22 protein-coding genes are annotated in these 22,764 nt (G+C 43.9%); 8 read left to right on the forward strand and 14 right to left on the reverse strand.

Annotation, left to right across the window (positions count from 1 at the left end):
- Positions 1–94 precede the first annotated feature (94 nt).
- Positions 95–754, reverse strand: a complete 660-nt coding sequence (pdeM, locus tag HYN43_RS24510) for a ligase-associated DNA damage response endonuclease PdeM (protein WP_119406529.1) — start codon at positions 752–754, stop codon at positions 95–97.
- 173 nt (positions 755–927) lie between these two features.
- On the opposite strand from pdeM, the gene HYN43_RS24515 reads away from it, so the two are divergent.
- Together HYN43_RS24515 and HYN43_RS24520 are read left to right on the forward strand one after the other, a co-directional pair.
- Positions 928–1,305, forward strand: a complete 378-nt coding sequence (locus HYN43_RS24515; RefSeq protein ID WP_342633817.1) for a DUF6249 domain-containing protein — start codon at positions 928–930, stop codon at positions 1,303–1,305.
- A gap of 97 nt (positions 1,306–1,402) precedes the next feature.
- Positions 1,403–1,858 carry a DUF1129 domain-containing protein gene (locus HYN43_RS24520; protein ID WP_119406531.1) on the forward strand — a complete coding sequence of 152 codons (456 nt, stop codon included), beginning with the start codon at positions 1,403–1,405 and terminating at the stop codon, positions 1,856–1,858.
- 14 nt (positions 1,859–1,872) lie between these two features.
- On the opposite strand, the gene HYN43_RS24525 is transcribed toward HYN43_RS24520, so the two are convergent.
- Together HYN43_RS24525 and HYN43_RS24530 are read right to left on the reverse strand one after the other, a co-directional pair.
- Complete coding sequence (locus HYN43_RS24525; protein WP_119406532.1) at positions 1,873–2,388, reverse strand: DinB family protein; 516 nt, start codon at positions 2,386–2,388, stop codon at positions 1,873–1,875.
- Positions 2,363–3,580, reverse strand: coding sequence for a sensor histidine kinase (locus HYN43_RS24530; protein WP_119406533.1), 1,218 nt, complete (start codon positions 3,578–3,580; stop codon positions 2,363–2,365). The genes HYN43_RS24525 and HYN43_RS24530 overlap by 26 nt, the downstream gene beginning before the upstream one ends.
- Positions 3,581–3,877: 297 nt before the next feature.
- On the opposite strand from HYN43_RS24530, the gene gltX reads away from it, so the two are divergent.
- Entirely contained in the window at positions 3,878–5,401 is a 1,524-nt protein-coding gene (gene gltX / locus HYN43_RS24535) for a glutamate--tRNA ligase (protein WP_119406534.1), read from the forward strand.
- Positions 5,402–5,644: 243 nt separating this feature from the next.
- On the opposite strand, the gene HYN43_RS24540 is transcribed toward gltX, so the two are convergent.
- The 9 genes from HYN43_RS24540 to HYN43_RS24580 all read right to left on the reverse strand — a co-directional run bounded on the left by HYN43_RS24540 (position 5,645) and on the right by HYN43_RS24580 (position 14,524).
- Positions 5,645–6,085 (reverse strand): low molecular weight protein-tyrosine-phosphatase, encoded by a 441-nt coding sequence (locus tag HYN43_RS24540; protein WP_119406535.1) that lies wholly within the window; start codon positions 6,083–6,085, stop codon positions 5,645–5,647.
- A 97-nt stretch (positions 6,086–6,182) separates the two neighbouring features.
- Positions 6,183–6,983, reverse strand: coding sequence for an FkbM family methyltransferase (locus HYN43_RS24545; RefSeq protein WP_119406536.1), 801 nt, complete (start codon positions 6,981–6,983; stop codon positions 6,183–6,185).
- 380 nt (positions 6,984–7,363) lie between these two features.
- Positions 7,364–8,317, reverse strand: a complete 954-nt coding sequence (locus HYN43_RS24550) for an MBL fold metallo-hydrolase (RefSeq protein ID WP_119406537.1) — start codon at positions 8,315–8,317, stop codon at positions 7,364–7,366.
- Positions 8,318–8,600: 283 nt separating this feature from the next.
- Entirely contained in the window at positions 8,601–9,392 is a 792-nt protein-coding gene (locus HYN43_RS24555) for a S1/P1 nuclease (RefSeq protein WP_119406538.1), read from the reverse strand.
- The gene (locus HYN43_RS24560; protein WP_119406539.1) at positions 9,392–9,964 is read right to left on the reverse strand and encodes a hypothetical protein; all 573 of its coding nucleotides are present in this window, start codon (positions 9,962–9,964) and stop codon (positions 9,392–9,394) included. Before HYN43_RS24560 ends, HYN43_RS24555 begins: the two co-directional genes overlap by 1 nt.
- 50 nt (positions 9,965–10,014) lie before the next feature.
- Positions 10,015–11,412 carry a class II fumarate hydratase gene (gene fumC, locus HYN43_RS24565; protein ID WP_119406540.1) on the reverse strand — a complete coding sequence of 466 codons (1,398 nt, stop codon included), beginning with the start codon at positions 11,410–11,412 and terminating at the stop codon, positions 10,015–10,017.
- Positions 11,413–11,788: 376 nt separating this feature from the next.
- Entirely contained in the window at positions 11,789–12,697 is a 909-nt protein-coding gene (locus HYN43_RS24570; RefSeq protein ID WP_119406541.1) for an IS3 family transposase, read from the reverse strand.
- Positions 12,694–13,026 (reverse strand): hypothetical protein, encoded by a 333-nt coding sequence (locus tag HYN43_RS24575; protein ID WP_119406542.1) that lies wholly within the window; start codon positions 13,024–13,026, stop codon positions 12,694–12,696. The genes HYN43_RS24570 and HYN43_RS24575 overlap by 4 nt, the downstream gene beginning before the upstream one ends.
- Before the next feature lie 127 nt (positions 13,027–13,153).
- A complete protein-coding gene (locus HYN43_RS24580) occupies positions 13,154–14,524 on the reverse strand; it encodes an outer membrane protein assembly factor BamB family protein (protein ID WP_119406543.1) in 1,371 nt (456 codons plus the stop codon).
- 719 nt (positions 14,525–15,243) lie between these two features.
- On the opposite strand from HYN43_RS24580, the gene HYN43_RS24590 reads away from it, so the two are divergent.
- On the forward strand, positions 15,244–15,783 hold the full coding sequence (locus HYN43_RS24590) for a hypothetical protein (RefSeq protein ID WP_119406545.1): 540 nt from the start codon (positions 15,244–15,246) through the stop codon (positions 15,781–15,783).
- A gap of 52 nt (positions 15,784–15,835) precedes the next feature.
- Here the strand turns inward: HYN43_RS24590 and HYN43_RS24595 are convergent, their stop codons facing one another.
- Complete coding sequence (locus HYN43_RS24595; RefSeq protein ID WP_119406546.1) at positions 15,836–16,441, reverse strand: hypothetical protein; 606 nt, start codon at positions 16,439–16,441, stop codon at positions 15,836–15,838.
- A gap of 205 nt (positions 16,442–16,646) precedes the next feature.
- Between HYN43_RS24595 and HYN43_RS24600 the strand changes: the two genes are divergently transcribed.
- From HYN43_RS24600 to HYN43_RS24615, 4 genes are all read left to right on the forward strand, one after another.
- Entirely contained in the window at positions 16,647–17,255 is a 609-nt protein-coding gene (locus HYN43_RS24600) for a DUF4142 domain-containing protein (RefSeq protein ID WP_119406547.1), read from the forward strand.
- Between the two features lie 125 nt (positions 17,256–17,380).
- Positions 17,381–19,822, forward strand: coding sequence for a zinc-dependent metalloprotease (locus HYN43_RS24605; protein WP_119406548.1), 2,442 nt, complete (start codon positions 17,381–17,383; stop codon positions 19,820–19,822).
- A gap of 29 nt (positions 19,823–19,851) precedes the next feature.
- Entirely contained in the window at positions 19,852–20,868 is a 1,017-nt protein-coding gene (locus tag HYN43_RS24610) for a Gfo/Idh/MocA family oxidoreductase (RefSeq protein ID WP_119406549.1), read from the forward strand.
- Positions 20,869–20,907: 39 nt separating this feature from the next.
- Positions 20,908–21,396, forward strand: a complete 489-nt coding sequence (locus HYN43_RS24615) for a TlpA family protein disulfide reductase (protein WP_119406550.1) — start codon at positions 20,908–20,910, stop codon at positions 21,394–21,396.
- A gap of 108 nt (positions 21,397–21,504) precedes the next feature.
- Here HYN43_RS24615 and HYN43_RS24620 read toward each other — a convergent pair whose 3' ends face one another.
- The gene (locus HYN43_RS24620; RefSeq protein WP_119406551.1) at positions 21,505–22,719 is read right to left on the reverse strand and encodes an alkaline phosphatase family protein; all 1,215 of its coding nucleotides are present in this window, start codon (positions 22,717–22,719) and stop codon (positions 21,505–21,507) included.
- Positions 22,720–22,764: the final 45 nt, after the last annotated feature.

Consider the following 22,764-nt stretch of genomic DNA (forward strand, 5'->3'; position numbering starts at 1 on the left):
ATCAATCTAAAGCAATGTGCTGTGTTTTAAGCTATAAATACACTGGCATGACATTTAACCATCTGTAATAAAGCAATATCGGAGCGGTATGATTTTAATCGATAGCGATCACTTTATCCTTCAATACGGCAAAAATCCTATCGGTTTGGCGGCTGCGGATGGCTACCCTGCCTGTAAACTTGCCGAAGGATGGCAAAACCGCCTGTCTGTCGCCGAAGGCAAAACATGGTAAGGTGATGCTTTGCCTGGCCCTGCCGCTTAGGTTTACGCCTGGGTGGATGTGGCCGCAAAAAACGTAGCCTTCGGGCGTTTGCGCTTCGGTAGGCAATGGGTGGTGCATCATCAGGAAAGGGCCTATCAGCAGTTCATCATGAAGCTCGACGTTGAGGTTTTGATAGTGTTTATCGGCAATAATATCATGGTTGCCTTTTATCAGGATGATATTTAAAGCCGGGAACTGGCTGCGCCAGAGTACAAACCAATCCCAGTCGTTATTGAGATCACTGTGGAAAAGATCGCCTAAAAAGATCAGTTTTTCGGGTTGATATTCGTAGATAAGATCGGAAAGTACGGCCAGGTCGCTTTGCTCCATATCCCTTGGTACAGCAATGCCCGCCTTACGGAAATGGCCTACCTTGCCCAAATGCACATCGGCAATAATAAGGGCTTTTTGTTGCTGCCAGTAAATAGCTTTTTGTGGTGTTAATAAAAGGTCCTGCCCCAGCAGGTTAAAAGGAGTAGCCGCACTTATCATTAAGAGCAAAGTTAATAAAGCCCCCCGACCCCCTGAAGGGGGAGTGAAAAAAAATTCAAATTGGGTGTAACCTGTTTAAAAACCATGTGGTCATAGCTTACAAATACACCACGGTGAGTGATTTATACACAGAGAGAAACAACAACATTAAATAACTTAAAAAATTAAATATTATGCATGCAGGTGAATTGGGCGTATTAGCAGGAATTATAATACCCCTCAGCTTATTCGCAATGATCTTCGGGATCGTTTACTTAAAAAAACGTGAAAATTTGGCCATGATCGAAAGAAATATCGATCCACGGAGTTACAAACCACAATCGGCTCCTTATCAAAACTTAAAATGGGGGCTGTTGCTAATCGGCTCGGGTTTGGGTTTGTTTTTAGCTTATGTTTTAAACCGTGCCGTGTTTAACGGTTTTAACGATGACGCATTCTTTTTATATATATCCTTAATAGCCATCTTCGGTGGAGCCGGTTTATTTGTATCGTACCGAATTGAAAAACGCGAAGTGCTGGATAAGGAAGATCAGCGCATTGAAAAACTATAAGCCATTTTACCAATAATTATTAAGCTCCGCCCTGTGGCGGGGCTTTTTTTGTTTGCGGCCAACAATTATCTTCGCCAAATAAATCGGGACTTAAACCATGGCATTACCAAACAATAAAGCGCTTACCTGCACTAACTGCGGCGGACAGCTTGAATACAATTATTCGCAGGAAGTTAGTAAATGCCTTTACTGTGGCACCGAGTTTAAAAAAGACAATCCAAAACGAGACCGTCAGGACAGGCGCGATCGCACTCCTCAGTTTGTGGAAACCCCGGTTACCATGTCCGCAGAAAATAAGATCATTTATGATGCGGTATTTAGCCCGAGGCCAAAGTTTTGGAAAGCCTTTTTATGGGGCTTAGGTGCCTGGGCTTGCTGGATGTTTATATCGCCAATAATTGGGGCGATATGGATCGCGTCAACGGGGAAGCCGGAAATGCCTAATAATATATTTTCGAGCATGCCCTGGACCTGGTATTGGTTTTTACGCGGGATACTATTTTGCCTGGTTTGGCCTTTTTTGCGTACCCGCGTTTTTTACAGGAGATATTAAAAGAAAGCAGCAGGCTATCCAATTCCATACCGCTCTTTAAAAATATTTAAATGATGGCGCTCGTGCCCGGCCAGCATAAACACAAAGGCAGCTACGGTAAACAGGTGGTTACTGGCGATACCGGTGCGCGCTAATTGTTCATCGCTAAAGGCTTTAACCATATAAAGGTTAGCACGGCGGAGTGACCTAAACTCTTCGGCCAATGCTTTGATATCCTGATTATTGAAATCAGTGTTGTTTACATAGATGTCCTGATCAAAACCCGGAAGTTCGATGTTGTTGCGCGAAAAAACCATGGCGCGGTAAGCAAAAGTGCGTTCGGTATCAATCATGTGGCCGAGGGCCTGTTTCACAGTCCACTTGCCGGGCTCGTAGGCATATAATCCCTGCTCATTGTTCAGGTTGTTAAACAATTGATAGCTATAATCCATTTGCTGTTCAAGCATCGCAATTACATCATTATCGCCTAAAAGGCCCACATATCCCGCTGCAAAAGGCGAATAATCACCCGTTTGTGGTTTTTTTATCATTGCGTGTGTTTTTTAATACAATCCTGAAAGTTGTGCCTTTACCCAATTCAGAGTCTTTTACAAAAATCTGCCCGTTGTGGTAATTTTCAATAATACGCTTGGTTAGCGATAAACCCAGACCCCAGCCGCGTTTGCGTGTGGTGTAACCCGGCTGAAAAACAGTATCGAATTTTGAGCGGGCAATTCCCTTACCGGTGTCAGTAATATCAATAAAAACCTGGTTTTTAACCTTGTTACCGCAAATATCCACTTTAATGCTGCCTTTACCTTCAATAGCGTTAACTGCGTTTTTTAACAGGTTTTCCAACACCCAATCAAACAAAGGCACATTAAGGCCGGCTTTTAAATGCGGGTTGCCGGTAAACTCAAAGCTGATGTTTTTACTTACGCGCACTTTAAAGTAATCAACAAAATCTTTTACAACGGCGTACACGCTGTGCTCTTCCAGTACGGCCTTCGATCCAATTTTCGAGAAACGATCTGCTACTATTTCCAGGCGTTTTACATCGTTTTCCATTTCGGCTATCAGCACATCATCCTGGGCATTGAATTTCTCCTTCATCAACTCAATCCAGGCAATAAGCGACGAAATGGGCGTGCCCAGCTGGTGGGCCGTTTCTTTAGCAAGACCAACCCAAACCCTGTCCTGCTCTGATTTGCGCGAGGAGCTGAATGCCGTGTAGGCCATCAGCAAAAATATGGCTATTACGGTAAGCTGTACATAAGGAAACAGGCGCAGCTGCGACAGCAAAGGCGAATCTTTATAATAAACATAATTATCCTCGCCAAAAACTTTAAGCTTGATGGGCGCGTGTTGCTCTTTCATATACTCCAGCTCTTCTTTAAAATAAGCCGGATCGTACTTTTTATATTTTTTGGTTTCTGCTTCAAGCTTGATAGACGTTCGGGTAGTATCAAGCCCGCGATAGGTAACTATTTCGCCCTTTCCATCGGTAATAATGGCTGGTACCGTGAGGCTGTCCCGAACGGCAAACACGTAATTTAAAAAATCATTATCATCCGAAGCAAGGATCTGCCGCATACTTATAGCCCAAACCTGCGCACGCGTACGCTCGGATTTAGCAATGTTTTTTACAAGATAACTGGTGTAAAATAACGAACCGCTGGCTATCACTACCGCAAAGGCGAGGAGCAAATACTTCCAACGTTTTTTATGTTGATATGGGTTCATGCCGGGCACATGCCAAATAACGTAAAATTAATTCAGATGTGCAGATGTGAGGATGTGCAAATTTCAGATGTGCGGATTTGTGGATGTGCAGGTTACAGATGTGCGAATGTGCAGATTAAGGCATTCAATTACATATTTGTGGTTTATTCATATACTGGCGGTATGGTTTAAAAAGGAGTTTTCAAGTCATACAATTAACAATTATTAACATTTTTTTCATCTGCATATCTGCACATATGAAATTTGCACATCCACACCTGTAAACTGCACATAGATAAACTTATCTTTGCCCCCATCATGACCGATAAAAAAGTAAGAGTCCGTTTTGCACCCAGCCCTACCGGTGGTTTACACCTTGGCGGCGTGCGCACCGTATTATTTAACTACATGTTCGCCAAAAAAAATGGCGGCGATTTTGTTTTGCGAATTGAGGATACCGACCAAACCCGCTATGTGGAAGGTGCCGAACAATATATTTTAGATTGCCTTAAATGGTGCGGCCTTCATGCCGATGAAAGCCCGGAAGTGGGCGGCCCTTACGCGCCCTACCGCCAAAGCGAACGCAAACCGCTTTACCGCGAATATGCTGAGCGCCTGGTAATGGAAGGTCATGCCTATTACGCTTTTGATACCGCCGAAGAATTGGATAAAAACCGTAAGGAGATTCCGAATTTTCAATACGGGCAGGCTTATCGCCAAACTTTGCGCAACTCGTTGTCATTACCTCAGCACGAGGTTGATGAACTGCTTGCCGCCGGTACCCCGCACGTGATCCGGATTAAAATGCCTGAAGGAGAAACCATCAGCTTTAATGACATGATTCGCGGTTTTGTAAGTTTTGAAACCGGTTTGGTTGATGATAAAGTGTTGCTAAAGGCCGATGGCATGCCAACCTATCATTTGGCTGTAGTGGTTGATGATTACCTGATGAAAATTACCCATGCCTTCCGTGGTGAAGAGTGGTTGCCATCTGCCCCTGTACACCTGTTGCTTTGGGAATACCTGGGCTGGAAAGCCGATATGCCGCAATGGGCGCATTTACCACTGATACTAAAACCCGATGGTCATGGCAAGTTAAGCAAACGCGACGGTGCGCGCCTTGGTTTCCCGGTATATGCCATGAACTGGTTTGATGCTAAAACGGGCGAATTAACTCCCGGTTTCCGCGAGTTAGGCTTTTTGCCTGAGGCCTTTATTAACCTGTTGGCAACTTTAGGCTGGAACGATGGTACCGATCAGGAATTGTTTACACTGGATGAACTGATCGAAAAATTCTCGATAGAACGTGTTAATAAATCGGGCGCTAAGTTTGATTTTGAAAAAGCCAAATGGTTCAACGCCGAGTGGATCAAGAAGTCTGAAGCCGGAAGTCTGAAGCCGGAAGTTAGTAAGGTTTTGGCTGATAAAGGGATTGTGATAGATGATGAAGAGTATCTTGAAAGAGTTATCAGTCTGGTAAAAGAACGTTGTGTATTGATCCCTGATTTTTACCAGCAGGGAGGGTTCTTTTTTGAGCAACCTAAAGAATATGACCTGAATGCGGTTAAACCAAAATGGACAGACGCTAAAACTGAGTTTTTTAATACGTACATAGCCCAATTAAGTACCGAAACATCTACAGATGCGCACGAGCTCGAAGCCAAATTTAAAGCTTTGGCCGAAGAAAAAGGTTTGAAAATTGGCGATGTGATGCTGCCTTTCCGCGTGATGTTGGTTGGTGGTAAGTTTGGCCCGCATGTGTTTGATATTGTGGTGTTGTTGGGTAAGGAGGAAACTATTAGCAGGATAGAAAAAGCGCTTGTTGAATTCACCGCAGCCTGATAAAAGTTGGAAAAAATAAAAAAGGGGGTGTTGAAACAAGTTCAATATCCCCTTTTTTATTTTAATAAAGTTTTGCAGCCGCCCGGCTCCAGCCGGGTGGCAACTATTGAAGCGGCCCCTGGCCGCCGAAGTTCGAACATACACGGTGTGCAGGCCAGAGGCCTGCGGATAATCGTCACTCGGCTGGAGCTGAGCGACTGCGGGGGTGATGGGTTGAGTACTTTTTGCTTTCAGCCTTCAGCTTTAAACCTCTCTCAACTTCGCGATAATATCTTTACACCCACCCTCAATCAATTCAAAAACCGGCTCAAACTGGCTATCATCATAATATGGATCGGGCACCACTTTATCGCCAAGCAATAACTTTACTTTAGCAGCCTGATCATCATTGCGGGCCATATTCAAAACATCGCTCAGGTTATTACGGTCCATCACAAAAATGTGATCAAAGTACTCGAAATCGGCGCGGCGAAATTGACGGCATACCTGTTTGCTGATGTCGATGCCATGATTGCGTGCGGCGCGGATAGATCGCCTGTCGGGCGCTTCACCCACGTGCCAATTGCCTGTTCCGGCCGAATCAACCTGCCAGCCAAGATTATGTTCATCAGAAAGGTGCTGCATTACGCCCTCCGCCAGCGGCGAACGGCAGATATTGCCAAGGCATACCATTAGGATTTTCATTTTTTAATGTAAAAGTTTTTGATCGCCGAAGAAAGCTCCTTGCGTCCGTATTAAAAAAACGTGTTAATTGTGACTGTGAAGATACAAAAGAAGAGAACTACGACTTAAGCAAAATATAGTTGGAAAGCGCGTGATGCGTGTTTTCCTTCCGTTTAAGTTCAGTTATTATATTAAACCCGTGTCCTTTTAATGTAGTTACAATTTCATTTGCCGAATCGTCGTTTGCCAAATCCATATGCCCCTCAAAAATAACCGCTTTAACTTCGGGCTTGCCCAAAAAATCAGAACAACCATTTATTACCTGCAATTCCGAGCCCTCGGTGTCAATTTTCAAAATGTTGGGGATTTCAAAGCCGTTTTTTACCAGGTAGTTTCCTGTTAAGGTTTGGCACTTTACGGTCGATTTATAGTCGAGCTTGTTCCAGGGCGTAATTGTTGTCATGCCCGAATTACCTTCGGCAATATATAGTGTGGTGATCTGCATTTGATCAAACAATGCAAATTCGCATATATCAATATTCAGTTCGTTGAGCTTTGCATTTTCATAAAGCAATCCCAGCGTTTTTGGATTCGGCTCAAAACTCACAACATTTACCCCGGGCCTGTTTTTTTTAACAGCTATGCTGTGCAGCCCTATGTTAGCGCCAATATCCCAAAACGTACCGTTATTGCCAAGGTTTAACAATATGGCATCTGTTACTTCCGATTCGTAAAAACCCTCCTTAATGGCTATGCCGTCAATGTACTCATACGGATTGAGGTTCATCCGGATATTAAAGGCGCAATTAACAGTTAGTAGTTTTTTAAACCCAAACCTTTGCAGGAAAGCGTAAAATCTGTCTTTTCCCCTGAACGAATGTTTGTTTAAGTATATTAAAAGCCTGTCGTAAACGGTCATTATAATAATTTAACAGCCAAGGTAGTAATTACCGTCGAAAAGAGTGTTAAAATAACATGAGTCCGGTTTAAGCCGCTAAAAATTTGGCTGTCTTGTTGTCAAAATAATATTAAGGGAATGTTTTTTGAGGCAAGAAATGATGGGTGCAAGTAACCCTATAATAATGTTAATCAGAAATCTGCTTACCGGGCGATGCAGGGTATTTGCATTGGGAAAAAGATAGAGATTTTTAAAGAAAGTAAATAAGTAAGCATAGATGGATACCATTTAAAGTTGATATTTAAGATAAAACAAAATATGCTTACTTGTTGAAATTTTGTTGGGTGAACAGTAACGCCGAAATTGATAACAATTCTTTTTTCTTACATTAGTTAATTTTTTTACACTCCTTTATAAACAAGCCTGGTAAAAAAGTTGCCGTCAATAGCAAAGCCTCCAAATTTAGCATCGTAGGCAGCTGTTGGTTTTGCAGCCAGTACTTCGTTAAGCAGTTTTCCCTGCTTTTTCATGTTGGCTATTTTTGCGTGTATAGTAACCAGCATATCATGAAATTCGATCAACTGCTGTTGGTTACCAACGGGACCGTGGCCGGGAATTACGATGGTTTCTTTTGTTGTTTTGTCGATGTTCATTTGTGCGGCTCTGATCATGCCCGCAATATTTCCACCAGTCGAGTAATCAATAAAGGGATAATATCCGTTCCAAAAAGTATCTGCCATGTGCAGAATATTTGCATTGGGGAAAAAGATAGAGCTATCGCCATCGGTGTGGGCAGGCGGATAGGCTTTAATAGTAATTTTCTCGCCGTTAAAATGGTGTGTGTGCTCCGTTTTGTAAAGTACGGTTGGCAGTGCCGCAGCCGGAGGCGGCGAAAAAGTATAATTCCAGTCGTCAACCCTGGTAGTTTTTTCAAGGTGTTTACGGGTTATATCCTGCGCAATAATTGTTGCTCCGGCTTTATGCAGCCATTCGTTTCCGCCGGCATGGTCAAAGTGCCAGTGGCTGTTAACAAGGTATTTAATAGGTTTGTTACTAATGCTGTTAAGTGCGTTCAGTATGTTTGGTTTTGATACGCCAATGCCTGCGTCAACCAGCAATTTCCCTTCGGGGCCGTTAAGCACAGCTATATTACCGCCCGATCCTTCTAACATGCTGATATTGCCGCGCAATTTGATAATTGTAATTTTTGCGGTTTTGGCAGCATTGGTGATAGTAATTACCGGGCTTTGCTGTGCTAAAACCCATTTAGGCGATATGCATAGCCCGGCTGCTAACAAACCGGCAGAGCCAATAAACCCACGACGGCTGATTTGATGTTTAGGTTGATATTCCATAGTTATGTTTTTGATTCTTCTTAATCCGGACTGTGCATTTTACTTAAAATACATGCAAGAGCCTAAACTGCAAACTGGCATGTTGTTATGTTTTTATTTATCCCAAACTTACGTACACTAATGCAGGCAAATCAAATTACAATACTTATAGCAGTTATTAGTATTATGAAATTCGCTTCATGTTTAGTGGTCGGAGCATAATCAGGCATAAAATGCGAAAGCCCTTTAGATGATCACCTAAAGGGCTTTTATTAATTACCTATTGTAACTGTTTTTTGCTAAATTATCCAAATACCTGGTTCAGTAAACCCGCTAAACGCACACCTGCTTTTACCAGCTGCTGGTTGAGGGTTGCAATATGGGCAAAGTTGTATTTATAGCTTAGCTTATCGCCGGTTTTGGTTTCGGCATAAAGTTTATCGGCCATTTGATTGCTTTCGTAAATCCATTGACTTAACGGGGCTTTTTGCCATTCTGTACGTTGCGCCAACGTAGTATGGTTAATCATAGTGGTGTACTCGGTGTAGCTTAACTGTTGTAAATCTATCAGTTCGCTGTCCCAAACCGAGTGCAGGTTACTTTCTTTGCCAAACCATACTACTTTAACGTCGTTACCGCCTTTATCGCTCAAATGGCCGGTGTGCAAGGGCTGGTGCAAATCTTCAACAATATGGATCAGCATGCGCAGGTAAAGTAATTTATTGGCTTTGGTAGTTGCTTTTTTCTTTAGTTCGGCAGTAAGGAAATTTACCTTGGTATACGCATCGGTAATGGTGTCGGCCTTTAAATAAGCTTGCAATTCCGGATAGGTATAAGCTTTTTCGAGGTTGATAAAATGCCAGTTGTACAGGTAGCTGTAAGCAGGGTCTGATTTAATAAAATCGGCCCAGTTGCTGGTAATGGCTATTGATTCATCGCCTAAAATTTCTTTAATGGCCTTGCGGGCTTTGGCGTTCAGGTAGCTATCGGCAATCTGCCCGCAAATACGGTGACCGTTGGTGCCCCAGGCCATGCTTTGCATCGGGATATAAATTACTGCTGCCAGCAGTAACAGTTTTTTAAATAGTGTTTTCATTACAATGGTTTTGGAATGCAGCTTGTTTTTTTTATTAAATGCGCGTTAATGGGTATTACGTTTGATGTGCTTAAAAGCCGGATGGCCGAATCCGCAGGGTAACTGAGTTTAAAATATTCTTCATAATCGCCAAAGCGAAAACAGCCCTGCTCGTTTTTGTACGTGCCATCGGCATTACAAAATTGTCCTTTAATATGCAGGGTGTCTTGCCGTTGCGAATATGTTCCGCGCACAAATTCGTCCCAGTGGCCCTTGCTCATACAGGTGTCGGCACCGTAGTTTACTTTACTCACGGTACTGATCTTCAAAAGAAACGAATCGCAGCTAAATTTAATGTCGTATAGCGAATATGTTACCAGGCTTTTTTGCCCGGGTACGCTATCCTGTCGCCACTCGCCCTGTAATTTAGCCTCGCCGGGTTCCTGCATATCAGGATTGCGTGAGCAAGAGCCGAAAGCTGAAAGCAGAAGGCTGAAAGCAATTAGCGGGAAAGTTTTTTTGTAGCTGAAAGCGGAAGGCTTAAGGCCGAAAGTTTTTGATAGAAAAAAGAAAAGGCTATTGCGTTTTTGCATAAGCGAAAAATAAAAGCCCCTCTCCTTCAGGAGAGGGGTTGGGGTGAGGCTTATTTTAAACTGCCTATCATATTTTCGGGGCGAACCCACTCGTCAAACTGCTCGTTGCTTAGTAAGCCTAAGGCAATTGCGGCTTCACGCAGAGAGTTGCCGTTTTTTAGTGCTGTTTTGGCAATTTTTGCCGCGTTTTCGTAACCGATGTGCGGGTTAAGCGCGGTTACCAGCATCAATGAGTTTTCGAGGTGTTTTTTAATGCCCTCGTAGTTTGGCTCGATACCTACAGCGCAATGATCATTGAATGATACGCAGGCATCGCCAATTAACCTTGCCGATTGCAGGAAGTTGGCAGCCATAACCGGTTTAAATACATTCAGCTCGTAATGACCGTTCGATCCGCCGATAGAGATAGCCACATCATTACCCATAACCTGTGCAGCTACCATGGTAACAGCCTCATTTTGGGTTGGGTTAACTTTGCCCGGCATAATTGATGAGCCTGGTTCATTATCCGGAATATGGATCTCGCCAATACCCGAACGCGGGCCCGAAGCCAGCATCCTGATATCGTTAGCTATCTTCATTAACGAAACCGCTATCTGTTTCAAGGCACCATGGCTCTCAACAATAGCATCGTGAGCGGCAAGGGCTTCAAATTTATTTTCGGCGGTGATGAACGGCAGGCCGGTAAATTCGGCAATGTATTCAGCAACTTTTACATCATAACCTTTAGGGGTGTTGATGCCTGTGCCTACGGCAGTACCACCAAGAGCCAGTTCAGAAAGGTGATCAAGCGTATTACGCAAAGCTTTCAACCCGTGGTTCAGTTGCGATACATAACCGGAAAACTCCTGGCCTAAGGTAAGCGGAGTAGCATCCATCAAATGCGTACGACCAATTTTTACTACCGATTTAAAAGCCTCTGATTTGGCCTGCAAAGTATCGCGCAGTTTCTCAACACCCGGGATGGTCACGTCGATCAGCATTTTGTATGCCGCGATGTGCATGGCTGTTGGGTAAGTATCGTTTGATGATTGTGATTTGTTCACGTCATCATTTGGGTGGATGAAAGTTTTGCCTTCGCCCAGTTTATTGCCTTGTAGTACATGCGCGCGGTTGGCTACAACCTCGTTCACGTTCATGTTTGATTGTGTGCCCGAGCCTGTTTGCCAGATCACTAATGGAAACTCTGAAGCCAGTGAACCAGCCAGGATCTCATCACAAACTTGCGCAATCAGGTCGCGTTTTTCGGCAGGTAATACGCCTAAATCTGTATTGGTGTAGGCGGCTGCTTTCTTCAGGTACGCGAATGCGTCGATAATTTCCTTTGGCATTGATGCCTCGGGGCCAATTTTAAAATTATTGCGTGAGCGTTCGGTTTGCGCTCCCCAGTATTTGTCGGCAGGTACCTGTACCTCGCCCATGGTATCGTGTTCGGTTCTGAAACTCATGGTATTAAATTTTGCAGGGGCAAAGTTATGTTTTTATCCAATGCGGGGAACGGCGGGTTGTAAACTTTTTGATAAGATGTCTGAATCAGAATTTACCGAATTTGAGAATTTACAGAATGTTTGTCTGAACTCGAATTTTTGAAATTAAGCGAATTGCCTGAATGTCAGGCCGATTCGATAAATTCCAATAATTCCCCCAAATTAGAGTTTGACTTGTCCTAAAAAAGGTTGACAGTGATTTTATAAAAATAAAGATAATTATTGTTTGTTTGTCGTGTTAGGATGTGGGTAACGCGTAGCGTTATCCACATCCTAACACGTTTTTCTTTTTTTGCTTCTTTTTTTCTTTTTAAAAACGGGCGTTTGTTGTTGATAACTACCCGGCTGTCTCCTCCCTTTTTGCAGGTTTACTCTTATAATTGTTCCTCCAGAGGCGTTTGAGTTTAAACTTTCTGGTATGTACCAGTGCAGGTGTTAACATCGATATGCTGCTATGAGGGCGTAAGTAATTATAAATATTGACTGCCTGTGTCACAGCAGTTCTTGCATCTTCAATATCTATGAACGATGGCTTTAGTAGTTCCATTTTCAGGATCCCGTTTACCCGCTCAGCAATCGCATTGTCTCTTGGATCCCCGCTTTGGGTCATGCTAATATCTATGTTGTTCTCCTGTAGTGTTTTTATATAATCGTGGCAACAATATTGCGTTCCCCGATCTGAGTGATGGATCAATTCTTCTTTATTCTGACGCCCCTCAATAGCCATTTTCAATGCTAATATGCTGCCTTCGGCTGTAAGGTTCCCGCTAACATGAAAACCAACGATCTTACGGCTATAGGCATCCGTTACAAGGCTCAGATAAGCAAATTCACTGCTGAGTTCAAGGTAAGTGATATCACTTACCCATAACTGTTCTGAGCGCGTAGGGACCATGTTTTTGATCAGGTCGGGATATTTCTTCATCCAGTGATTGGAATCAGTAGTTTGTGGTTTACCACGCCGCTTTTTGTTCAACAAGCCATACTTGCCCAGCATCCTGAAAAAGTGATCTCTACCCATTTTTAATTTATGGGCCTTGATAAAAGGGGTCATAAGGAAGAATAGTTTACGGCCTCCGATACGGGGCTGTAAATCCCTGTAGCCGATAACCTGCTGAACCAGCAATTCCTCCTTGATGGGTTCCTCCTCTTCCAATAAACGTCGCTTATAATAGGCTTGGCGCGAATACCCAGACAGTGAACATAACAGGGATAAGCTACAACCCTGGCTTTGTTCTACTTTCATGACTGCCTGGGGCCAGCTTTTTTTCTGATATCGGTGCCATACTGCTCATCCGATATATCAATCATTGCTTCCAGTAGATGGATCTTCAATTGGGCTTTACGTAACTCTTCCTGTAAGGCCTTGATGTCCTCTGGCATGCCCTCCCGTTCTTTTGCCACTTGAAGGGATGCTGCCCTTTGCGCTATTTTATTGTTCTTTTTCTTTTCTTCCACAACCCATCTTGATACGCTCGCGTTTCCGAATCCGTATTTCTGCCCTAATTTAGCTGATGTTGTGCCGCCCGCCAAATATTCTTCTATGGCAAGCGCTTTTCTTAATGTATAATCCATTGCTGACTACTTTTGTGTCAACCTATAGCAGGACAAGTCAGTTTCAGACAAAATTCAACGCAATCATCTATCTCACGGTTCAAAATCGGTGTAATCAAACAAGAATCGTAATGCCAGAAATAAGCCTTTACTCCAATGCCGATCTTTTGATACTGCTTGAACCACCATAATAAACCTTGCCGTTAATAATAAGCGCGGGGAGGGCTATTGATTGGTTATAAGGAATACCGTTTAAGCCATCTAACGGATGATATTGGGTGCCGTTGAGGGAGTTGTATCTCACAAATGTGGCGCCTACACGGCCAGTGTATAATACGTGGCTATCGGTTACTATCACATCTTCGCGTCTCCAATAGTCATTATGCGATTGCCAAAACTCCGCGCCGGTTTTTATATTCAGGGCGGCAACGGCTCCGGGATGGCTCATGAAAATAGTATCGCCTCTAAAATCGGGCATGCCCGATGGTGCTTTTTCCCAAAGCAGCTTCCCGGTTTTTGCATCAAGCGCAATTGTTCTGTCGTCAAGGCACTGTATCACTATTCCTTGGCGCACGCAGGTAATCCCGCTGTAAAACACGGTACTGAAATTATATTTCCAATTTAATTGCCCTGTTTTTCCGTTAAACGAGTAAAGATAGCGGTCTTGAGTAGCAAAATATACGTTGGTGCCGTCTGTAGCAGGGAAGCCCATAGCTCCGCCGGTAGTAAACATCCAGTTTTGTTTGCCGGTAAGGGCATCAACCGAATAAATACTGAAATCGAGCCCGTAAAAAAGCGTTTTATCTCCCGAAACCACATCGGTAACATTTGAATTGTAGGTGGCTTCGGCAGGCATAAAACTCCATTTAATCGCTTTGGTTTTTGAATTTATTGCGATAAGGTGTTGTGGATAGCCGCTTAGCGAGGCGTAAATGGTGCCTTTGTTGTATAAAATAGAATAGCATGTAGATTGGCCTGTTTCAAGGTCCCAGTAATCGTTGCAGCTTTTTATGCTGGTAGCTTTTATACCTTGCCCGTAAGCTATAAATAAGGTATCGCCACTAATAGCCGGCATTACCGTACCGCCCGGCGAGGGGCTGATTTTCCAGGAGATGCGGCCTTCGGCCGCTACGTTTACTTTATGGTAACTTCCATCGCTGGTATAAGGAAAATATGTGCCATGAAAAGGTAGCAACGTGTAATCGCTTGCTATTTTTTGCCCCTTGCTGGTTTTTGCAATTACCTGGCCGGTGTGCACGTCGCCGGTGGCAGTGAAAATTTCAAATGGTGGCCCGGTTAATCGCCACCCGATGGTATCCGCATCAAGGGTTACATAATACTGCACCGAATCGCCGGCCGGTAAATCGGGCTTGGTCCAGGTAAGCATAGCGTAATCTTCCATACGGTCAACTACGGTTACTTTAGTATCCGGGATCACCGGGTCGGTTTTGGGGTCGACAGATTTTTTGCACCCGGCTAATGCTACAACAGCTAATAAAATGAATCGGGCGGCTTTCATTAAAATGAGAGGGGTTTAAACAAATATAGCTATGTTTTTTGTTATCTTATTTGTTTATAGCCAATTATAAAGTATCGCAATTTGCGTTAAAGATTGTAGTTAAAGTAAATAAGGTAATTGAGGGTTTAGCATAGTGAATTTTCAAACCCATTGAATGCGGCCTTTAAAAGATGGCTCTTTTTCGTTTATAACAAGTAACCCAACCAGCAACAGCAAACAAGCGATCATAGCGTATTTGCAAAAAAGAAGCGCATGTATAATTTCCAATTGATCGCTGTCTAAGCCTGAATTAGGCTGCAGGCCCGGTTTTAGAAAATCCTGTACCTCGTATTTATAACTAACCATGTTATTAACCCATCCATATCCAAAAAAAAGGGCGAGTAAAAGGGAAATGACAACGCTGATCCCGATGTAGCGGCGCTTAATTTTAATCATAATAAAGTTTTGATGAAGATAAAGTTTTATTTATGCGCGTTATAAGTTCCGGCATATTCTTAAATAGAGTTAATTATCTCCCGCAATAAAATATTATTAACTATAAGTATTTATTCGCTTTATTTATCACTGAAATGATTTAGCAGTTTGCGCCTTTATTAAAGCAAAAACCCGGTTAGAGGCCGTGATAAAACATTTTACCTCATTCCTGAATGTTGTAAATATTTTAATATGAAAATTATTTTTTTAATTTATTTTCGTGCCCCCTTACCAAACTCACAATTATGAAATTTTTTTATTTAACGGCTATAATTTTTTGCTTCTGTTGTTGCAGTCCTAACGGCAACTTTTCTGCAGACAGAGTTACACCCGAAAAAAATAATATCGCCATAAACCAGGCACCTGCGTTCGGCCGTATCGGTTGGGTATATTCTCATAATAATCCTGAAAAAATATATAGCGCCAATATCATAGCCGACAACCTTTTGCAATTTGATTTTCCGCACAATGGGGGTTCGACCGTAACCCTTAGCATCGATAAAACCAAACGCAAAAACAGGGCACTCATCAATATCTCAAAAGGCCAGTTTGGTGCCGGTATCGACGGTTCATCCATAACCATCGGTTTTGATAATGAACAGCCCATGGCGTTCAAAGCTTCCTCGGTTTCGGATGAAGGAGCCGCGGTTATCGCCATAGATGATGCAGACAGGCTGATTAAAAACCTCCGGTCGGCCCGGAAAATGACCGTGCAGGCCGATTTTTATGATGCCGGAGAGCGTGAAATGAATTTTGAGGTGGCAGGTTTTAAATGGGATAACTAATTATCCTAAACAGGTAATCACGGCGTTTTTAACAATCAATTTTACTGTGGTATTAAAGATATAGCCTATTGGCCTTCTCAAAAAGTTTCAAATTACACCCGGTAGCTTTTAAAGAATAATTGAAGCGTGAAAGTGCATACAACAAAGGCAGTTTTACAGGCGCTATTTCGTTTTGCTGCAAATCATGCAGCCAGTCGGCATTATCAAACTCTTTGCGGTATTTTTTTTCAAGGCGCTCGTAAATACGCCAGGCATCTTCAGGGCTAAGCCATTCGGGTAGAATGTATAAGCCCGTAAGGTCGCCCATGCGCTTGCGGTCTTCGGCCTCGGCGGTACCGGGGCTGCCAAAAACAAAATAAAAATAGGCCCATACGGCTAAAAAGCAAAAGCCGGGAAGCAATGAACCGGCATCTCTGTCCAAAAAAAATAATATAAAAAATATAGCTGCCGTTATTACCGAAAACATGCGGGCGTAACCGGCAATAATGCTTTGCTTATTTAATGAAATATTAAAGCCATTGCGGCTTCGCCAGGCCGATTTGGTTACCAGCATGGAGCCTGTTGGAAACAGCGGAATTCCGAAAACCACAAATTTGGTCTCTATCCATTGGCCGTTCACTTCGTGTACCCGACCTAAAAACAACGACCCGATCAGCATGTTATAATATATTTTGGTTGTGTATTATTTAATATACCTTAATATAGAAAGATGCTTTTAAACAATTGTTAAATGTTTATTAAAAACATAATATAAGCGTAGCTATCAGGAGCAGGTTTCTATAGCCAATGTTTACAAATAAGAAAATAAAACTTAATTGAGTGTAAAATGTTAACTATAAAAATAAAAACATAAAACACCTACTATGAAAAAGTTAAGTTTAATTGCAATGATGGCCTTAGCGGCTTTATCGTTTCAGGCCTGTAATGGCGGCGCAAAAGGCGGCGGCGGCGATACCACAACGGCGGCAACCACAGATACTGCCGACAGCGCCAATAAAGTTAAAGACACCACCACAACCGGAAAAACCGGGATAGCCGTGACTGCCGATGATGCCAAATTTGCAACCGGCGCAGCCAACGCAGGTTTGGCCGAGGTTGCCATAGGCCAGTTGGCCAGCGAAAAAGCTACCAATGCCAAAGTAAAAGACTTTGCCAAAATGATGGTTACAGATCACAGCAAAGCCAATGACGAATTGATGGCCCTTGCAAAAACCAAAAACATCACCCTGCCAACAGCACCGGATGAAGAACATCAGAAAAAGAAAGCTGATCTGGCAGCAAAATCGGGTGCCGATTTTGATAAGGCTTATGTAGACGCCATGGTTGACGGGCATAAAAAAGTGGCATCGATGTTTGAAGATGCGTCAAAAAATTGCAAGGATGCCGATTTAAAAGCATGGGCAGCTAAAACTTTGCCAACCATACAACACCATTTGGCCGAAATTGAGGCTATACAGAAAGGCATGAAGTAATAACTATTGATTGAACTTTGCCTGAAAAGGACTGGTTGCTACAGCAGCCGGTCCTTTTTTGTTTTAAGCTTGGATGGCGGCCGGGAATTGAATATTTTTAAAAATCCAGAAAACCCGTCGTCCTCATGAAAAAAAACTTACTTATTATAATGCTTTTGTTGGTTTACGCACCTTTCGCCAGGGCTCAAAAAACCGACGACATCGCATCCAAAACCAAAAACTGTAAAAAATTTAGCGGCTACTTTGATTTTTACTGGGATGAAGCCGAAGGCAAGATTTACCTTGATGTGGATAAGCTGGATAAGGAATTTTTATACCTCAACACCTTGCCGGCCGGTGTAGGCTCGAACGTGCTGGGGTTGGACAGGGGAAAGATAGGTAACAGCCGCATAGTAAGATTTATAAAAAGCGGACCGAAGGTATTGCTGATTCAGCCTAATTATAGCTTCAGGGCGGTGAGTAGTAATGCCGACGAGCGCAAATCGGTAGAAGAGGCCTTTGCGCAATCGGTGATATTTGGATTTAAAGCTATGGCCCAAAACGGCGATCATACACTTATTGATCTTACCCCATTTTTATTGCATGACAGCCAGCAGATAGCCGATCAGTTAAGCGATAGCGGGCAGGGTAATTACCAGGCCGATGAAAGCTCTTCGGCAGTGTATTTGCCCAATACCAAAAACTTCCCTCAAAACTCGGAGTTTGAAGCCATCATCACTTTAAGCGGTAAGGCCCGGGGCGGCGAAATCCGCTCTGTTACGCCCGATCCGGATAAAGTTACCGTGCGCATGCATCAATCGTTCATCCAATTACCCGATGATAATTATAAGGCGCGCAAGTTTGATCCCCGTTCGGGATATTTCGATACCGAGTACATGGATTTTGCCACCCCCATCAGCGATCCCATAGTTAAACGCCTGCTGATGCGCCATCGCCTGCAAAAGAAAGATCCGACAGCGGCCATGAGCGAACCTGTAAAGCCGATAGTTTATTATGTAGATAGAGGTGCTCCGGAGTTGGTGCGTAACGCCCTTATTGAGGGTGCTTCATGGTGGAACCGGGCTTTTGAAGCCGCCGGTTACAAAAATGCTTTTAAAGTGGAGGTACTGCCGGAAGATGCCGACCCGATGGATATCCGCTATAATATTATCCAATGGGTGCACCGCTCAACCAGGGGCTGGTCGTACGGCGAAAGTATTGCCGATCCGCGTACGGGCGAGATTATTAAAGGCCAGGTATCATTAGGTTCGCTGCGCGACAGGCAGGATTTTTTAATTGCCGAAGGCCTGGTACAGCCCTATGAAGATGGCAAGCCCGTAAGCGACAAAATGCTGAAACTGGCTTTGGCCCGCTTAAGGCAGCTTGCCGCGCACGAAGTTGGGCACACGCTTGGCTTACTGCACAATTTTACAGCGAGTGTTAACAACCGTGCATCGGTAATGGATTACCCGCCACCGGTGATCAGCCTGAAAGCCGATGGTACCATTGATTTAACGGATGCCTACAAAACCGAAATAGGCGGCTGGGACAAACGCGCCATTTTATACGGCTACCAGGATTTTGCGCCGGGTATTGATGAGGATAAGGCCTTGAAGGAAATTATGAACGAAACCCTGAAGCAGGGTTTTCAATACATCAGTGATGAGGACGCGCGCCCTGCAGGCAGTGCTCATCCGCAGGCTCACTTATGGGATAGCGGCAATAACGCAGCGGATGAACTAAACCGTTTGATGGTGCTGAGGAAACAGGTGATCGATAATTTTTCGGAAAAAGCGATCAGGCAGGATGCGCCGATGGCTACTATTGAAGAGGTTTTGGTGCCGATGTACCTCATCCACCGCTACCAGGCCGAAGCGGCAAGTAAAATGCTGGGCGGCCTTTATTATACGTATGCATTAAAAAATGACGGACAAACGGTAACCCGATTTGTACCGCCGGCCGAGCAGTGGAAAGCGTTTAATGCACTGATGGGCACTCTTAGTCCCGACGCACTGGCCCTGCCCGAAAAACTGATAGAAAAAATACCGCCAAGGCCGGTAGGTTACCCTCGCACCCAGGAAACATTTAAATCGCACACCGGCTTAACGTTCGACCCGATGGCTGCTGCCGAATCTGCTGCGGGCGCTACTTTGAGCTTTATGCTGCAGCCAGCCCGCGCGGCCCGTTTGGTTGAGTATAATTCGAGGGATAATACCCAGCCCGGCTTGCTGCCGGTGCTAAATAAGCTGATAGCCCTTACCTGGCAGGCCCCGCAACAAAGCGGATACAAAGGCGAATTGCAAAGGCTGGTAAACAATTTAACCCTTAAACAATTGCTAACTTTAGCCGCTGATGGCTCGGCTGCTGAAAGTGTGCGCGGAATAGCCTTGCTGCAAATAATAGATTTGAAAGCATGGATACAGAAAGCTTCTGCTACCGCAACCGGAGCAACAAAAGCCAACCTGTTATTTGGGTTAAGCCAGATAAAACTGTTTGAAGGTAACCCGGATAAATTTAAACCTGCTGCACCGCTCAATATGCCCGATGGTTCGCCCATTGGGATGGATGATATGGCCTGTGGGATGTGAGATAATAATATTTAACCTATAAAAACGCAATGTCGAAACCAATAGTAACCGGCCTGATGGCCTACGGAATGTCGGGCAGGATTTTTCATGCCCCTTTTTTAACTACCAATCCCGGTTTTACATTTAAAGCGGTGGTTGAACGCCACGAAAAAAAGGCGGGTAAAAAGTATCCGGATGTGATAAGCTACGATACGGTTGATGAATTACTGAATGACGATGAGATAGAACTCATTATTGTAAACACCCCCAACAATACCCATTTTGATTATGCCGTGCAGGCACTTAATGCGGGCAAACACGTATTTATTGAAAAACCGGCGGCCGTTACCGTAAGCGAAGTAAAAGCACTTTATGATTTGGGCCGGAAGCTTGATCTGAAAGTGATGGTATATCAAAACCGCCGTTATGACAGCGGTTTTTTATCAGTAAAAGAAGTGATAGAAAGCGGACGTTTGGGCGAGTTGATGGAAGTTCATTTCCGCCTGGATAGATACCGTATGGCCATTGGCGCCAAAAAATTTAAGGAAACGGCGGGCGTTCCGGGCAATGGGTTAACTTACGATTTGGGTGCACACCTGGTTGATAATGCCATCAGCATTTTTGGCAGGCCGCTGAGCTATGAAAAAACGACGGCCGCCTATCGCCCCGATTCGCAGGTGGATGATTATTTTCATATCCACCTTAAATATCCAAACCAACTTAATGTATACCTAACTTCGGGCCTGCTTATTGCCGAGCATACTTATGGTTTTGTTGTACACGGCACCCTGGGCAGCTTTGTTAAAATGCGTACCGATGTGCAGGAAGCCCAACTTGATGCCGATATGATGCCCACCGACGATGGCTTTGGCATTGAGCCCGAAGGCAGCGACGGCAAACTGGTGCTAATGGGAGCCGACGGGCAGAAAACCATCGAATGGATTGAAGCACCAAAAGGTAATTACAACGGAATATTTGATGCCGTGTATCATACCGTGCGTGAAAATGCGTTATTCCCTGTAAGCGAAGAGCATGTTGCCTGGCAAATTGAATTGCTTGAAAGCTAAAAATATTGTAACTATGCTTATTAATTGTGTATTAAAATAATGAAAAAACTGTATTTACTGCTTTGCCTTATTGTAGCCGCAGGTTGCAGCCAGGCACAAACTCCTCCTGCAAACTCAAGCCTTCCGCCATATCACATCCTCACTACCGATAGTGTTTACGCTACGCCTGCCAATCTCAAGAAAAATAAGCCGGTAATGGTGATTTATTTTTCGCCCGATTGCAGCCACTGCCAACACCTGATGTACGATTTGAAGCCTGAACTGCCTAAGTTGAAGAATGTGCAGATTGTGATGATCACGTTTATGCCGATGTTAAAAGGCATCCAAACTTTTCAGCGCGATTTTGACCTGGCTAAGTATCATAATATTACCATTGGTACTGAAGGTTATACTTACCTGGTTCAAAAATTTTATCATGTGCAAACCACACCTTACATAGCTATTTATGACAAGTATGGTAAGCTGTTCCAGGCTTATGATAAAGTGCCAAAAATTCCGGTGCTGATGGAAACAGTTAAGAAAGTTTAAGGATACTGCAAATAGATGCAAAGCCGGTTAAGCAATTTGTTTAACCGGCTTTGTTGTATATCATATATGGCTATTATTAAAATGCCTGCCCGTTATTGAATAATTGAACTACCAGTATTTTTTATCGGCCAGCCAAATGGCCAGATCCTTATTGTTTTTGAAGTACGACGGCGTGGGCATTTTACCGGCATTTAAAATAATAACCGGCACTTTTAACTCGTATGCCGAGCCGTGGCTGCGGTAGGTTGCAGGCAAATCTTCTTCGGGCTGGTTTTCCAGGTCGCCAAAAACGGTGGTCGGGTCGCCGAGTACTACCAGGTCGCCAATGCGGTTTGGCGGCAGGTGATATTTGGCAGCAGCCTGCGCGCGGGTAAGCACGTTTTCAACACCATTAATTTTTTTGAGAGCTTTGATTACCGAGGGCTCATCGGAGGCATCATTTAAATAAACATAAGCTGCACCGCCAAAGCCGCGGTGATGTTTTACGTACTTATCCTTTTCGGGGCTCAGGGCCAGTTTAATTTTTACCTGTTGCTGCAATAACATCTTTTGCAAATCGATGCAGCGGCTTTTATGGTTTACATCATGATCGGCCGTGATGAGGATGGTGGCATCGGGGGCCGCTTCATTAATCTGTTTCAGCAGGGCGTCAATATTTTGCAGGTGTTGGACGGAGTTGCTATCTGTTGGTGCCCAGGTATGCATGGGGTAATCAGTGGTATGGATATACAGGCACCTGATATCCGGGCGATTTTTAAGCAGGTAAATCCCGGCTTTCATCGACCAGTAGTTTACCTCCCTGCTGTAAATAGTGGGCGGGGTACCTATTTTGTTGATCCATGAACTATCCGCAGTTTCGGGCGATACCACAATATCGGTTCCGCGGCAAAGCAGGGTGGTGCTTTTCTTTTTACTTGAGATCAATGCCGATTTGATACCGTCAGCTTTCAGCTTTTCAAAAATAGTTGGGGCAAGCACCAGGCTTTTATCTTCCATATATTCTTCCTGCCCTTTATCGTTCAAAAAGAAATTGCCGCTAATGCCATTAACCTCGGGGAAAGTACCGGTGCAAATGGAAGTGTTATTGGCATTGGTAACGGTAGGCATCAAAGCATCTACCGGTTTAACAAAGTTTTTTTGAGCCAGCATTCCTTTTAACCAGGGCATAGGCGCATTGTTAAAATAACTCATGCCAAAGCCATCCATCATAATGATCACCACCCGCTTGCCGCCGTTAAATTGTTTGGAAGAGTTTTGGGCGTGGGTGATAAAACCGGCGAGCAAAAAGATAAGGACTGTGAAATAACGGGCAGGAATTTTCATAAGCTTGTTTTGGACTAAAAGTATCGGGCAGGGATATATGTGCCA

Source organism: Mucilaginibacter celer, from assembly GCF_003576455.2.
GTDB classification, from domain to species: domain Bacteria; phylum Bacteroidota; class Bacteroidia; order Sphingobacteriales; family Sphingobacteriaceae; genus Mucilaginibacter; species Mucilaginibacter celer.